A 13,858-nucleotide genomic window follows, 5' to 3' on the forward strand; every position below is an offset into this window, starting at 1 on the left:
CCCGAAGCCTTCTTGGCTTGAGCCTTGGTAGCGGAAGCAGCGGAAGCCTTCTTGTGGCTGTGCTTTTGCACCTTGACCGGCTTCACGGACGAAGCGGACGACGCATCAGCAGCAAAGCCTGCAGCGGCGGAAACGGCGAAAACGCCAGCAACCAGAACAGCAAACAGCTTTTTCATGATCATTGATCCTTAAAAACACAAACTGTGTTGATGCGGATTATTGTGCGCTGCGCCGTGGCGGTCGATGCGTGGTTGGTAGCACCGTGTAACAGGCTGTACGGTGCGCTTGGGCTGACGAACGGATCAGACCAGTTTGCTGGCGTCCTTGAGTGGCGATGGCCAGGTCAGGATCACGCGGGCGCCGCCGCCGGGAGCGTCGTCGATGCGCAGCTCGCCGCCGTGGCCGTGCATCACCATGCCGGCAATGGTGAGCCCCAAGCCATAGCCGCCGGTGGCGACATTGCGGCTGCCTTCCAGTCGTTCAAATGGTTGCAGCAGCCGTTCGCGCGCCGTCACCGGGATGCCGGGGCCATCGTCGTCCACCATCAGCAGGATGCGGCCGTCGCGCCAGTCCAGCGTCACGCTCACATGGCCCTTGCCATAGCGGCGGGCATTGCTGACCAGATTGCCCAGCGCGCGCGACAGATAGTAGCTGTCGGCTTCCAGCCATGGTGCCTTCACCGGAATCAGGTTGCGCAGTGCGACCGGATCGCCGCCGGTGGCCAGTTCGCCCAGTTGCCGCTCCAGCCAGGGCACGATTTCCAGCGGCTGCATTTCCATCTCGAAGCGCTGGTGTTCCAGCCGGCGCAAGGTCAGCCATTCCTCAATCAATTGGTCGATTACGTTGAGGTCGCGCTCTATGCCCTCGACCTGCGGCGGGGTGGGTGCACCAGCCTTGATCGCTTCCAGCCGGTAGCGCAGCCGGGCCAGCGGCGTGCGTACGTCGTGCGAAATCGCGTCTATCATCGCTTGCCGGCTGCTCGACAACTGCTCGACGTCGTGCGCCATGCGGTTGAAGGTGGCGCCCAAGGGCCCCAGCGGCGAATCATCGTCCAGTGCCACGCGGGTGCCGAATTCGCCCGCGCCAAAGCGGCGGCTCTGGCGGATCAGCGCCAGCAGATCGCGCCAGAACGGGCGCAGCCACAGCCAGGTGGGCAGGCCCAGTGCGGCGCACATCAGGCCCAGTGCAATCCAGTCGGGCCACGAGAAATTGTCGATGCGTTCCAGATAGGGCACCGGGCCGAGTGCCACCATCAGCTCGGCATCGGGGATGCGGTGCAGGTAGATGCCCTGGTCTTCCAGCAGGATGATGTCGCCGTCTGCCAGCGCCTGCTTGTTGGCCGGCGTGAGCGTGTAGGCGTCGATGGCCTCGATCTGTACCGGCACCGGCAGCTTGGAGCGCAACCGCGAGATTTCGTCATGCCACAACGATTGCGGCAGATCGCCCAGCTCGGATTCAACGATGCTGATGGTGGTCTGGAAAATGTCCGACAGGTAGTGCTCGTTGGTGCGCTCGATCATGTGCTTGTACAGCGCACCGATCAACAGCGAAGACACCAGAAAGCAGATGACGACGGTGAGGTAAAAGCGCAGGAAAATGCGGCGCATCGCGTAGAGCCTGTGAAAGTCCGGGCCAGATCAAGGCTGCCACGGCGGGCCACACCGGCCAAGTGCCGATGCAACCTCAGTTTAGCGATTAGCCGGCCAGCTGGCTGCATGCCAAGGGGCTACGGTAGTCAGTGCCGAGTTCGGCACAAGGGGCAACGACGGGCTGCTGCTCCCGGCTGGCAGCCCATCTGCAGGCGCCTTATTCCTGCCACCAGATATCGGTGGCAAACAGATAGCCCTTGTGGCGGATCGTCTTGATCTTGCGCGGCTCGTTCGGGTCGTCGCCCAGCTTTTTGCGCAGGCGTGAAATGGCCACGTCGATGCTGCGGTCCAGTCCGTCATACTCGATGCCGCGCAGTGTTTTCAGCAACTGGTCGCGGCTGAGGATGTCGCCGGCGTGGCGTGCCAGCTCCCACAGCAGGTCGAAGTCACCGGTGGACAGGTGCAACGGCTCGTTGCGATACGTCGCGGTGCGGTTGCGCACGTCGATCTGCAGCTGGCCGAAATTCACTTGCGAAGCTTGCGATGCGGCCTGCGGCGAGCTGGTCGGCGCTTGCGTGGTCTGGCGCAGGTGCGCGCGGATGCGGGCCAGCAACACGGCGGGCGGCGTGGTTTTCACCACGTAGTCGTTGGCGCCGATCTCGAAGCCGAGAATCTGGTTCATGTCGCTGTTGAGCGAGGTCAGGATGACAATGGGGCCGCCGTAAAAGGTGCGCAGCTCGCGGCAGATGGTCAGCCCGTCCTTGCCGGGCAGCATTACGTCCAGCAGGACCAGATCAGGGGGGGATTCCTTGACCGATTCGACCACATTGTTGCCATCGGCGCGGTGGTCGATGGTGAATTCAAACGAGCGGAGGAAGCCGCCAATCAGCTCGGCGAGCTCAAGATCGTCTTCGACGAACAGAATACGTTGCGACAAGGGGGTCTCCAGTCAGTGGTGCGCAGGTAGCCTGCGCATCAACGCACGGCCGCGCTTAGCGTTGACCGAAAGGTGAAATATACCGCGCCCGCAATGCCGGCTGCCAGTTTCGGCCCCATCCGGACGGGGGCTGCTTAGCGCTCGCTTGTTACAAACTTTAGCGCATGTGTTGACAGTTGGTTTTTTTTACCCGCATGATCAACCACATGCATATCGCCCCAGCCACCTTCCGACGTACCAGCGCCGCCGCACGAGCCCGTAGCGGCCGTGGCGCTTCGTCTGGAAGATGCGCAGGGCCGGAGACCGGAATGACGCCGACGCGTTAAGCCACTCCACCCCGCTTACCCAGACAAGGGCCACGGTTCACACCGTGGCCCTTTTTCTTTGTCCGTGCACTACCCGCCCCTGCCCCTGGAGAACACCATGCACCACCTGCACCCCACCCCGCCCAAGTCGCAACATGTGTTGATGAATACCGTCGTGCGCCCCGAAACCGTGTTCGTGAGCGGGCGTGGCGCCTATATGTACGACGAAATCGGTCTGGCGTATCTGGACTGGGTGCAGGGCTGGGCGGTGAACTGCCTGGGGCATTCCCCCGATGTGGTGGCGGCGGCGCTGGCGCGGCAGGCCACGACCTTGCTCAACCCCAGCCCGGCCTATCTGAACCGGCCAGCAATGAACCTTGCGCAGCAGCTGGTGCGGGCCAGTGCGCTGGACGAGGTGTTCTTTGCCAGTTCGGGGGCCGAGGCGAACGAGGGCGCGATCAAGCTGGCGCGCAAGTGGGGCAAGCTCAATCGCGCGGGGGCGCACGAGATCATCACCTTCGACAATGGTTACCACGGCCGTACCATCGCCACCATGTCGGCCACCGGCAAGCCGGGCTGGGATGTGTACTACCCGCCGCAGGTGCCGGGCTTTCCCAAGGCGGTGTTCAACGATCTGGCCAGCGTGGCCGCGCTGATCGGGCCACAGACGGTGGCCATCATGCTCGAACCGGTGCAGGGCGAGGGCGGCGTGCGGCCGGCCGAGGCCGGTTTCGTGCAGGGGCTGCGCACCTTGTGTGACCGGCATGGCCTGCTGCTGATTTTCGACGAGGTGCAAACCGGCTGCGCGCGCACCGGCACCTTGTTTGCCTATCAGCAATACGGCGTCGAGCCGGACATCATGACCTTGGGCAAGGGGCTGGGCGCAGGCGTGCCGATTTCGGCGCTGCTGGCCAAGCGGCACGCTTGCGTGTTCGAGCCGGGCGACCAGGGCGGCACCTTCTGCGGCAACCCGTTGGTATGCGCGGTGGGCGAGGCGGTGCTGCAGGTGCTGGATACGCCGGAATTCCTCGCCAATGTGCAGGCAAGGGGCAAGCAGCTGCGGGAGGGCTTGCGCGAGATCAGTGCGCGCTACGCCTTGGGTGAGGTGCGCGGCAAGGGCTTGCTGCTGGCACTGGAGGTGGGCGGCGATGATGCACCGGCCATGGTCGAGACCGCACGCCAGCATGGCTTCCTGCTGAATGCGCCGCGCAACCACTGCCTGCGCTTCATGCCGACGCTGAACAGTACGGCAGACGAAATCGCACAGGGCCTGGTATTGCTGGATCGGGTGATCGGCGCGCACCGCTTCGTCAAACGGCTGGTGGCAGATGTGATGTGATGTTGGTGTGGACACTGGTTGCCGCTGGTCGGCTGTTCGCCAGCGATCATCCGCAGGCGGTGGCTGGCTGCCGGTGCCCATCGCCGGGGCGCGGGCATGTGCTAACACCTTGATTTTGTGCAATGCAACGATTGTCCCGCAAATGCCGGCACCACATCCGCCGATTTTCGGGGCATGTAGCGCTGTTTTGTGTTGCGGTGCAGCATGAGCTATACCCCGAATACGGCTCCACGAGAGCCGGTCTATGTCGCCGACGCGGTGAAGCGGGCGGCCTGCCATACCCGGCGGGCCCCGGCTGCCGGCAGGCCACGGGTGTGGCGGCCGGCGGCACGCACCGCGCAGCAGCACTTCGGCACTGCGCAGTAACCCGGCGGCGACATCGTGTGGAGAACATGCATGTCGAGCTTTATCTGGGCAATTTATGGCGGCATCGCCGTAGTGCTGGCGGCGTTGGTCTACTATTCGCGCGCCATCGTTTATGTGCCCAACAACCGCATCGGGATACGTGAAAAGCTGTGGAGCGGCGCCGGCTCCATCCAGTCCGGCCTGATCGCGCTCAATGGCGAGGCGGGCTTCCAGCCCGAAGTGCTGCGTGGCGGCTTCCATTTCATGGTGCCATTCCAGTACGCCATCCACTTCGTCGATCTGGTGACCATCCCGCAGGGCTGTATCGGCTATGTGTTTGCGCGGGACGGCCTGGTGCTGGGCACCTCGCAAACGCTGGCCGACAACGGCCGCGCCAATCAATTCGAAGATGTGCGTACCTTCCTCGCTGCCGGTGGGCAGAAAGGCCCGCAGCGCAAGATCCTGCGCGAGGGGCTGTATGCCATCAACCTGGCGCAGTTCGTGGTCATCACGCCGGACAAGATTTACGCGCTGGGCCTCGGTCAGCATGACAACACGGTGATCCAGTCCATGCACGAGCTGATTGCCAGCCGCGCGGGTTTCAAGCCGGTGGTCATCAGCGGTTCGGCCGACCTGATCGGCGTGGTCACCGTGCATGATGGCCCGGCACTGCCGGAAGGGCAGATCATTGCGCCGGCCGTGGGCGGTACCAATGTCGGCGCGGCGATTTATCACAACAACTTCCAGGAGCCGGAGCGTTTTCTGGCTGCCGGCGGTTATCGCGGCCGCCAGCTGCAGGTGCTGGTGGAGGGCACTTATTATCTGAACCGCTTGTTTGCCACCGTCGAGGCCGTGCCCAAGACCATCATCGATGTCGGCTATGCCGGGGTGGTGGTGTCGTACAACGGGGCGCATGGCAAGGATCTGTCGGGCGTTGATTACCAGCATGGCGAGCTGGTCGAAACCGGCCAGCGCGGCGTGTGGCAAGAGCCGCTGCTGCCGGGCAAGTATGCGTTCAATACCTATGCCGGCAATCTGATCAAGGTGCCGACCACCAACTTCATCCTGAAGTGGGAGGCCGCGACAGCGGGTAGCCAGTTTGACCAGAACCTGAAAGAAGTCTCGCTGATCACCCGCGATGCGTTTGAGCCCAGCCTGCCGCTGTCGGTGGTGGTACACATCGACTACAAGAAGGCACCGCGCGTGGTGCAGCGCTTTGGCGACATCCAGAAGCTGGTTGAACAGACGCTGGACCCGATGGTGAGTGCCTACTTCAAGAACGTGGCGCAGACCAAGACACTGATCGAACTGCTGCAGCAGCGCAGCGACATCCAGACGCAAGCGGCCAACGAGATGAAAGAGCGCTTTGCGCTGTACAACCTTGAGCTGCAGGAAGTGCTGATCGGCACACCCAAGTCGGCCGCCGGCGACAACCAGATCGAGAACATTCTGGCGCAGCTGCGTCAGCGGCAGATTGCGCTGGAGCAGATCGACACCTACAAGCGCCAGCAGGAATCGGCCTATACCGAGCGCGAACTGCGCGAGGCCGAAGCCAAGGCCAAGCAGCAGACCACGCTGACCCAATCGGCCATTGCCATCGAAATCGCCCAGAACGAGGGCAAGGCTGCCGCCACCAAGGCAGAACAGAAGGCCAACGAAATCCGTGCGCTGGCCAAGGGCGATGCCGACCGTGTCACCATCGAGGCCGAGGCGCATGCACGCCAGATCAACCTGCTGGCCGAGGCCGATGCCAACCGTGTCGGCAAGGTGGGTAAAGCCACCGCCGAGGCAGCGCAACTGCAGGTGGATGCCTATGGCGGCCCGGATTACCGTCTGGCGCAGGAGCTGGGGCAGGCTTTTGCCAAGGCCATCCAGGAGGCCAAGTTGCCCATCGTGCCGCAGATCAGCGTCGGTGGTGAAGCCAATGCGATGGGCTTGTTGCAGGCCTTGATGGGATCGGCACTGCGCGATGCGATCAAGGAGCCGGCCGCACTGCAACAGGTGCTGGGCAAGCCGGTCGAAACCGCATGATGCGGCATTGATGCATCAGGCCGCCCGGCCGGTTTGGGGGCGGGCGGCTTGTCGTTTGCCTACTCCTGCTTGGCGCGGCGTTCCGCATCCTCGCGCACGGACCGGGTATTGCGCAGGAATTCGTCGGCGCTGTCGTAGGGCAGCATGCTGGCCGGCAAGAGGTTGAGTTGGCTGTTGAACGACAACTCGTCGCTGAATTTGCGTTCGCCCACATAGCCCTTGATGACGTCCTGCCCGGAAAACAGGCAGAACAGCACGATGCACAAGGTCAGCAGCGTACGCTGCCTGAGGCGCGTTGTGAGCAGAAGGTGCAGTGGCAGCAGCGCGGCAAGCAGCAGCCAGACCGTTTGATCAAGGGGGGTATTCCACCAGCCGGGGCCGCCCAGATAATGCAATCGATCCACGGTGGCGCCCGCTGCGAACACGGCCAGCAGACACATGGTTGCCAGCGACAGCAGCTCGACGAACAGGTGGCGCTGATTCAGCAACCTGCCCAGCAAGGCCCAGGCGCCGGACCACAGCAGCAACATGCCTGTCCAGGTAACGGCGTCGCCGGCAAAATCGCTGGCATGCACCTTGTCGGCATGGTTGAGATACTCGTTGAAAGTGGATAGCGCGATGGTCAGCAACAAAAGCGGCAGCGCCAGCCACCAGCTGCCCAGCGTGCGCCGCAGCCGGTACGCCTTGCTCGCATGGCGGACCGTGGGCGCAACCTGTGATGCCGGGCTGCGCAGTTGCAGCGTGCTGCTGCCAAGGCGCAGCAGGCCGTCATTGGCGATGCGGTCCTTGTCGATGCGCTGCTTGCTGCCATGTCGCCAGGTGCCGTTGTCGCTCTGCAGGTCCTCTATCTGCCACTGGCCGTCTCCGGCCGGCGCGATCTGCAGATGGCGCGGCGAGACGGCTTCGTCGTCCAGAATCAGGTCGTTGCCGTAATCGCGGCCTACCCGCACCGGAAACTGCGTGAAGCGCTGGCGCAGCACCACCTTGCCGTGCCGGTCCAGCAGTTCGAGGATCAGCGCTTGTTCCATGTCAGCGCCTCCAGGTATTTCTTGCTGATGCGCAGCGCATCGTCATAGCTGACCCCGCCTGCCACCAGCCGGTTGATCAGGCCGCTGCGCTTGCCGTCGAGCGTGGCGCTTTGCAGCACCATGTCATACAGGCCGGTCAGCTTGCGGTAGGCACGCAGGCAGAACAGCGTTTTCAGCGGCAGGCCGTCGGCCTGCTTTACAAAGCCGCTGCGGCAACTGAAGTTGCCCACGTCGTCCTTGCCGGCGTCGGGCATGTCCGGGTCCTGGTTGAACAGCGTGCCGTATAGGCGGTCGAACTGCCAGTCATTCAGGCCGGGCTTGGCTTGTACAAAGCTGCGGCTGTAGCTGAGCGTGCCGGTACGGTGCTTGCCGGACAAAAAGATGTCGCTCTGCATGTCGCACGAGATCGATACCACGGTATACAGCTTGTCCTCGGCGTGCACGTCGCCACCCCAGCACTTGAAATGCTCTGACCAGTCCTTGGGCGTGCGGTAGTTGCCCACCTCGCCGGTGATGATGGGGCGGGCCAGCAGATCGGCCATGATGCGTTGCTGCTCGGCCAGCAGCTGGTTGCGCATCAGCGTCAGCATCGGCGCCGACTGGGTGAGTGCAGCGGTATTGCGTTGCTGCAGCAGGGCCGCCACATATTTCACCGGCACCAGAAAGCCCACGCCGTTGCCGGCCGTGGCGACGTTGACGCCCACCACGTGGCCGTTTTCATCCACGGCCGGGCCGCCGCTCATGCCGGGGTTGATGGCGCCGGTGAAGTGCACCTGCTCGCGCAGTTTCTTTTCCAGCAGGCCGTTGTACAGGCCCTGCACGATGGTCAGCTCCAGATCGAGCGGAATGCCGAACGCGTACAGCGGGGTGCCCTTGGCGGGCGGCTCGCTGGCCAGCGTCAGTGCCTGCGGCATGCGGCTGCCTGCCTGCAGCAACGACAGATCGTGCACCACGTCGAAAGCCAGCAGCTTGAGCGGGATGACCGCGCCACCACTGCTGACCGCCTCGATGCGGTTCCACTCCGGGTGATAGGCGTACTCGGAAACCACATGGAAGTTGGAGACCATGCGCCCCTCGGCATCGACCACGAAGCCGGTGCCCAGCGAGATGCGGTTGCCGCTGCGCGTATCGACGATGCGGATCTGCAGTACCGCATCCTTGTATCGCTGGAAAACTTGCTGGGCATCCGCCGCTGCCAGCGCAGTCGACGGCAAGGTGGCCAGCAACAGGCCGGCCGCAGTCAGCAGCAGTGCTGCGGTGTATCGGAAATGCCGGAATAAATGCAAGAAAGAGCCTCGAACCGGGTAATCGTCAGATGCTGGCATGTCTTGTCAGGCATGCCGGGCCGGATGATTCTAGAAGGGCGCATCCCTGCGGTCGAGGAAAATCGGGGGATGCCGTGCTGCAGGCAGGTGGCAGCGCAGGCGGTTGGTGTTAGCGGCAGCTCAATTTCAGCGTGTTGCCGTTCTGCGTGTAGTCGCAGCGCTCGACCCTGGCAGACAGTGGCACGTCCACGGTTTGCTGGTCGGCGTAGGTGCAGCGCAGCGTCACATGCCGGCCCTGCGCGTAGACATAGGCCAGCGGCCAGTAGCCTTTGCGGCGGCTGGTTTGCTCTGGCACCAGGCTGGCAAGCTCGGCCGGGTCACCGTCGAACACCGTCACATTGTGCAGCGCGTGCCCGGCGCGGGCCGGGCACGACGGGACGGGCGCGGCCTGCGCGCTGTTGCAAAGCAGGCACAGCAGCATGCCCGCCAGACCGCTACTCAACCACATAAAACCGGTCACCGTTGCTGGCATGCTCTGCAGCGCCCCAGGGCAGCAGGCGCGGGCCGACCGGCTTGGGTTTGGGGAGCGCCACGTCCTGATCATAAACATGGATGCCATCGCTGCTCTGGCAGACAAAGATGGCCACGTGGCCCTGATAGTGGCCCTGCGCATCAAAGGTAGCGATGACCGTGCCGGGCGGGAGGGCGGTATTGCCCCTGACTGCGGCACCGCGTTGCCAGAATGCGCTGGCCGGCAGGTTGGGGCAGACGGTCTGGACATAGGATGCGGGCTGGCCGCAGCAGTGCCGGTACCCGGTTTTCTGGCCGGTGGGCGGATTGTCGGACGGGCTCATGGTCGAGCCGGGTGCGCAGGCCCATAGCCCGGGCGGGGCTGCGCGGTTGTGCATGTAGTTGCCGGACACATAGGGCATGGTTGCGCTCCTGAGGCTGGTTGGCGTCGCGCGGGCATGGCCGCGCGTGCTGCAGGCGCTCCTTGCTGCTCAACCGCTTCGTTCCGGTGCAGCACAAGGGGAGACCCGCATGCTCCGCACTGCGAACGCGGCGCCCTCCCGATGGTTGAGTGATCGGCCCGTTCAGATCACGTTAGGCTGTCGCTCCGATCGGGTCAACCGGCCGCGGATGTGCGTAGCGCGCAAAGAAAAACGCCCGGGATCACCGGGCGTCTCTCTTAGGCAGGGGTCTTGGATGGTGCCGAATCAGCCAAGCTTGCCATGGCACTGCTTGAACTTCTTGCCGCTACCGCACGGGCACGCGTCGTTGCGTCCGATACCGGAGAATTTGATGTCGGTGCTGCCTTGCTGAGCAGCAAGTGCGCCGAGGGCTTCGTTGATTTTTGCATCATCACCGCTGGCAAGCAATGCTTGCAGATCATCGTGATGATATTGCATATCGGCGGCAGCCACACCCTGCGGCGCAACGGCATCCACATCGGCCTGGCTGCGGACCTGCACGTTCATGACGATCTGCACCACGCCGCGCTTGACGTTGCCGAGCAATGCCTCGAACAGCTCGAAGGCTTCGCGCTTGTATTCCTGCTTGGGGTTCTTCTGCGCATAGCCACGCAGGTGGATGCCCTGGCGCAGGTGATCCAGGCCGGACAGGTGTTCGCGCCAGTGCTGATCAAGATGCTGCAGCAGGACGGAGCGCTCGAACTGGCGGAAGGTCTGCTCGCCGGCTTCTTCCACCTTGGCGGCGTAGAGCGTGGTGGCGATTTCCTGCACACGGGCCTTGATGCCGTCTTCGCTCAGCGCACTGTCGGCCTTCAGCCATGCTGCCACCGGAGCTTCGACGCTGAATTCTGTCAGTGCCTTTTCCAGGCCGGACAGATCCCACTGCTCTTCCATAGAGCCCGGCGGGATGTACTGATCGACCAGATCGGCAAAGTAGCTGTCGCGCATGGCGGCGATGGTTTCGGTGACTTCTTCCGATTCCAGCAGCTCGTTGCGCTGGCTGTAGATGGCCTTGCGCTGCTCGTTGGATACATCATCGTATTCCAGCAGCTGCTTGCGCATGTCGTAGTTGCGGCCTTCGACCTTGCGCTGTGCCGATTCGATGGCGCGCGACACGATGCCGGCTTCGATCGGTTCGCCTTCCGGCATCTTCAGCTTGTCCATCACGAAGGCAACGCGCTCGCCGGCAAAGATGCGCAGCAGCGGGTCTTCCAGACACAGGTAGAAGCGGCTGGAGCCCGGATCGCCCTGACGGCCCGAACGGCCGCGCAGCTGGTTGTCGATACGGCGCGATTCATGACGCTCGGAGCCGATGATGTGCAGGCCGCCAGCGGCCAGCACCTTGTCGTGTACCAGTTGCCATTCGGTCTTGAGTGCGGCGATCTGGCTGCGCTTGCTGACTTCGTCCAGCGCCTCGTCGGCCTCGACGGCCTTGATCTGGCGTTCGATATTGCCGCCCAGCACGATGTCGGTACCACGGCCGGCCATATTGGTGGCGATGGTGACCTGGCCCGGGCTGCCGGCCTGTGCAACGATGTCGGCTTCGCGGGCATGCTGCTTGGCATTCAGCACGTTGTGCTCGATACCATCCTTTTTCAGGATGTTGGACAGCAGCTCGGATTGCTCGATCGAGGTGGTGCCTACCAGCACCGGCTGGCCGCGTTCGACGCAACCCTTGATGTCGGCAATGATGGCGTTGTTCTTTTCATTGGCAGTCTTGAAGACCTGATCCTGCTTGTCCTGACGGACCATCGGCCGGTTGGTCGGGATGATCACGGTTTCCAGGCCGTAGATTTGCTGGAATTCGTAGGCTTCGGTATCGGCCGTGCCGGTCATGCCCGACAGCTTGCCGTACATGCGGAAGTAGTTCTGCAGCGTGATGGTGGCCAGGGTGAGGTTTTCCTGGTTGATCTTCACGCCTTCCTTGGCTTCCACGGCCTGATGCAGGCCTTCCGACCAGCGGCGGCCGGCCATCAGGCGGCCGGTGAATTCGTCGACGATCACCACTTCGTCATCCAGCACCACGTAATGCTGGTCCTTGTGGAACAGTGCATGCGCGCGCAGCGATGCATACATGTGGTGCATCAGGCTGATGTTGGTGGCGCTGTACAGGCTGTCGCCCTCGGCCAGCAGGCCCATTTCGGTCAGGATGGCTTCGACGCGCTCGTGGCCGGTTTCCGACAGCAGCACGGTGTTGGCTTTTTCGTCGACCCAGTAGTCCCCTTCGCCTTCTTCTTCCTGCTGGCGCACCAGCTTGGGCGGCAGGTTGTTCATGGCGAGGTAGAGTTCGGTGCTGTCTTCGGCCGGGCCGGAGATGATCAGCGGGGTACGCGCTTCATCGATCAGGATGGAGTCGACTTCGTCGACAATGGCGAAGGCCAGGCCGCGCTGCACGCGTTCGGACGCCGAAAACACCATGTTGTCGCGCAGGTAGTCGAAACCGAATTCGTTGTTGGTACCGTAGGTGATGTCGCAAGCGTAGGCGGCCTGCTTGGCATCCTGAGGCATCTGGCCAACGATCACGCCACAGCTCAGGCCGAGGAAGTTGAACAACTGCCCCATGACGCCGGCATCGCGCTGGGCCAGGTAATCGTTGACGGTAATCACGTGCACGCCGTTGCCCGACAGCGCGTTCAGGTAGGCGGGCAGGGTGGCAACCAGTGTCTTGCCTTCGCCGGTACGCATTTCAGCGATCTTGCCCTGATGCAGGGTCAGGCCACCGATCAGCTGTACGTCGAAGTGGCGCATGCCGAGGCTGCGGCGGGCGCCTTCGCGACAGACGGCAAAGGCCTCCGGCAGCAGCGAGTCCAGCGATTCGCCCTTGGCGAAACGCGCCTTGAATTCGTCGGTCTTGGCGCGCAGCGCGTCGTCGGACAGCGCCTCGGTTTGCGGCTCAAGCCCGTTGATCTTGGCGACGATGGACCGGTATTCCTTCAACAGACGGTCGTTACGGCTGCCGAAAACTTTCTTGAGCAAGGTGCTGATCATGGTTGCAATTACCGGGTTGCCCGCGTGTGTGGCGGAGTCTGTTTTTAGTTACAACAACGGCGGATAGGTCACCCTGTCCGCCGCCTGTCTCATGTGCATCGGCCGTGTGCTGCCTGCTTGCCAGATATGGGCAGCAGCGCCGATTTCCATCCCCTGTCGACGACTTTCGGCATCAATCGCTCGGCTGGGCCGTTGCCAGCACCGGTGCATTGGCCGCCGTGATGAAGCGCAGCGGATTCTGTGCCACACCCTTGTAGCGGATCTCGAAATGCAGGTGCGGGCCGGTGGACCGTCCGGTACTACCCAGCTCAGCGACCGGCTGACCTGCCTTGATGCTGTCACCCTCGGCCACCAGCAGTTTGCTGGCGTGGGCGTAGCGGCTGGTCAGACCGTTGCCGTGATCGATCTCGACCATATTACCATACTGGGGGTGGAAGGCCGCATACACCACCTTGCCGGCCGCTGCAGCATGGATGGCGGTGCCCACATCACCCACAAAGTCGATACCTTCGTGGAAGGTCTGATGGCCGTTGAACGGGTCGATGCGCCAGCCAAAGCTGGAGGACTGCAGCCCGCCCGACAGCGGCGCATGCGTGGGCAGTTGCCAGTTCTGTTTGTCGAGCAGCGGGGATTCGGACAGGGTAAGCTGATCCAGATAGGCGCTGGCCTGCTTGTCGGCCATGGTCAGCGCATTGGCCAGCTCGGTGGCGCTCATGGCACGATCATGGCTGTCGAGGCCGCCACGCGGCGCCGGCTGGCTGGACAGAAAGGGTTTGACGTCGATGCCGGTCTTGGCGCCCACTTGCTGGGCCAGACCGTCCATGCGGGTGAGCTTGGCCTGCAGCTCGCCCAGCTTGACGGCCAGTGCATCGATATCCACCTGGCGGCTTTTGCTGAAATGCCACAGGGGCTGTACCGGCGTGGCGCCGAACAGGCTGCCGATGCCGATGCCGGCGGCCAGCAGTGCCAGCGCTGCGCCCACGCCGGCCAGCGCCAGACCCAGCGGGCCTATCGTGACGGCTTTGGCGAGCCGGTTGGAAACGAGAATAATGTTCAATCT

At 63.3% G+C, this 13,858-nt stretch carries 10 protein-coding genes; 2 read left to right on the forward strand and 8 right to left on the reverse strand.

Annotated features, from left to right (window positions below; genetic code table 11):
• Positions 1–302 precede the first annotated feature (302 nt).
• Both B9A19_RS18140 and rstA read right to left on the reverse strand, forming a co-directional pair.
• Complete coding sequence (locus B9A19_RS18140) at positions 303–1,607, reverse strand: ATP-binding protein (protein WP_084092577.1); 1,305 nt, start codon at positions 1,605–1,607, stop codon at positions 303–305.
• Between the two features lie 199 nt (positions 1,608–1,806).
• Positions 1,807–2,526 carry a two-component system response regulator RstA gene (gene rstA, locus B9A19_RS18145; protein ID WP_084092578.1) on the reverse strand — a complete coding sequence of 240 codons (720 nt, stop codon included), beginning with the start codon at positions 2,524–2,526 and terminating at the stop codon, positions 1,807–1,809.
• Between the two features lie 423 nt (positions 2,527–2,949).
• Here rstA and B9A19_RS18150 point away from each other — a divergent pair, with 423 nt between their 5' ends.
• Entirely contained in the window at positions 2,950–4,170 is a 1,221-nt protein-coding gene (locus B9A19_RS18150) for an acetylornithine transaminase (RefSeq protein WP_084092579.1), read from the forward strand.
• Between the two features lie 396 nt (positions 4,171–4,566).
• Entirely contained in the window at positions 4,567–6,546 is a 1,980-nt protein-coding gene (locus B9A19_RS18155) for an SPFH domain-containing protein (protein ID WP_084092580.1), read from the forward strand.
• A gap of 59 nt (positions 6,547–6,605) precedes the next feature.
• On the opposite strand, the gene B9A19_RS18160 is transcribed toward B9A19_RS18155, so the two are convergent.
• The 6 genes from B9A19_RS18160 to B9A19_RS18185 all read right to left on the reverse strand — a co-directional run bounded on the left by B9A19_RS18160 (position 6,606) and on the right by B9A19_RS18185 (position 13,855).
• Entirely contained in the window at positions 6,606–7,574 is a 969-nt protein-coding gene (locus B9A19_RS18160; protein WP_084092581.1) for an FHA domain-containing protein, read from the reverse strand.
• Positions 7,559–8,860, reverse strand: coding sequence for a S1 family peptidase (locus B9A19_RS18165; protein WP_176217010.1), 1,302 nt, complete (start codon positions 8,858–8,860; stop codon positions 7,559–7,561). The genes B9A19_RS18160 and B9A19_RS18165 overlap by 16 nt, the downstream gene beginning before the upstream one ends.
• A gap of 148 nt (positions 8,861–9,008) precedes the next feature.
• Positions 9,009–9,347, reverse strand: a complete 339-nt coding sequence (locus B9A19_RS18170; RefSeq protein WP_139798966.1) for an STY0301 family protein — start codon at positions 9,345–9,347, stop codon at positions 9,009–9,011.
• A complete protein-coding gene (locus B9A19_RS18175; RefSeq protein WP_084092584.1) occupies positions 9,334–9,771 on the reverse strand; it encodes a BPSL0067 family protein in 438 nt (145 codons plus the stop codon). Before B9A19_RS18175 ends, B9A19_RS18170 begins: the two co-directional genes overlap by 14 nt.
• Before the next feature lie 285 nt (positions 9,772–10,056).
• On the reverse strand, positions 10,057–12,798 hold the full coding sequence (gene secA, locus B9A19_RS18180) for a preprotein translocase subunit SecA (RefSeq protein WP_084092585.1): 2,742 nt from the start codon (positions 12,796–12,798) through the stop codon (positions 10,057–10,059).
• A 172-nt stretch (positions 12,799–12,970) separates the two neighbouring features.
• Positions 12,971–13,855: a M23 family metallopeptidase gene (locus B9A19_RS18185; protein WP_084092586.1), complete on the reverse strand. Its 885-nt coding sequence runs from the start codon at positions 13,853–13,855 to the stop codon at positions 12,971–12,973.
• Positions 13,856–13,858 lie beyond the last annotated feature (3 nt).

Source organism: Andreprevotia lacus DSM 23236, from assembly GCF_900176275.1.
Lineage (GTDB): Bacteria > Pseudomonadota > Gammaproteobacteria > Burkholderiales > Chitinibacteraceae > Andreprevotia > Andreprevotia lacus.

Coding starts and splice junctions, on each gene's coding strand:
- B9A19_RS18140 (WP_084092577.1), bottom strand. CDS start 1,607: ATGCGCCGCATTTTCCTGCGCTTTTACCTCACCGTCGTCATCTGCTTT.
- B9A19_RS18150 (WP_084092579.1), top strand. CDS start 2,950: ATGCACCACCTGCACCCCACCCCGCCCAAGTCGCAACATGTGTTGATG.
- B9A19_RS18155 (WP_084092580.1), top strand. CDS start 4,567: ATGTCGAGCTTTATCTGGGCAATTTATGGCGGCATCGCCGTAGTGCTG.
- B9A19_RS18160 (WP_084092581.1), bottom strand. CDS start 7,574: ATGGAACAAGCGCTGATCCTCGAACTGCTGGACCGGCACGGCAAGGTG.
- B9A19_RS18170 (WP_139798966.1), bottom strand. CDS start 9,347: ATGTGGTTGAGTAGCGGTCTGGCGGGCATGCTGCTGTGCCTGCTTTGC.
- B9A19_RS18175 (WP_084092584.1), bottom strand. CDS start 9,771: ATGCCCTATGTGTCCGGCAACTACATGCACAACCGCGCAGCCCCGCCC.
- secA (WP_084092585.1), bottom strand. CDS start 12,798: ATGATCAGCACCTTGCTCAAGAAAGTTTTCGGCAGCCGTAACGACCGT.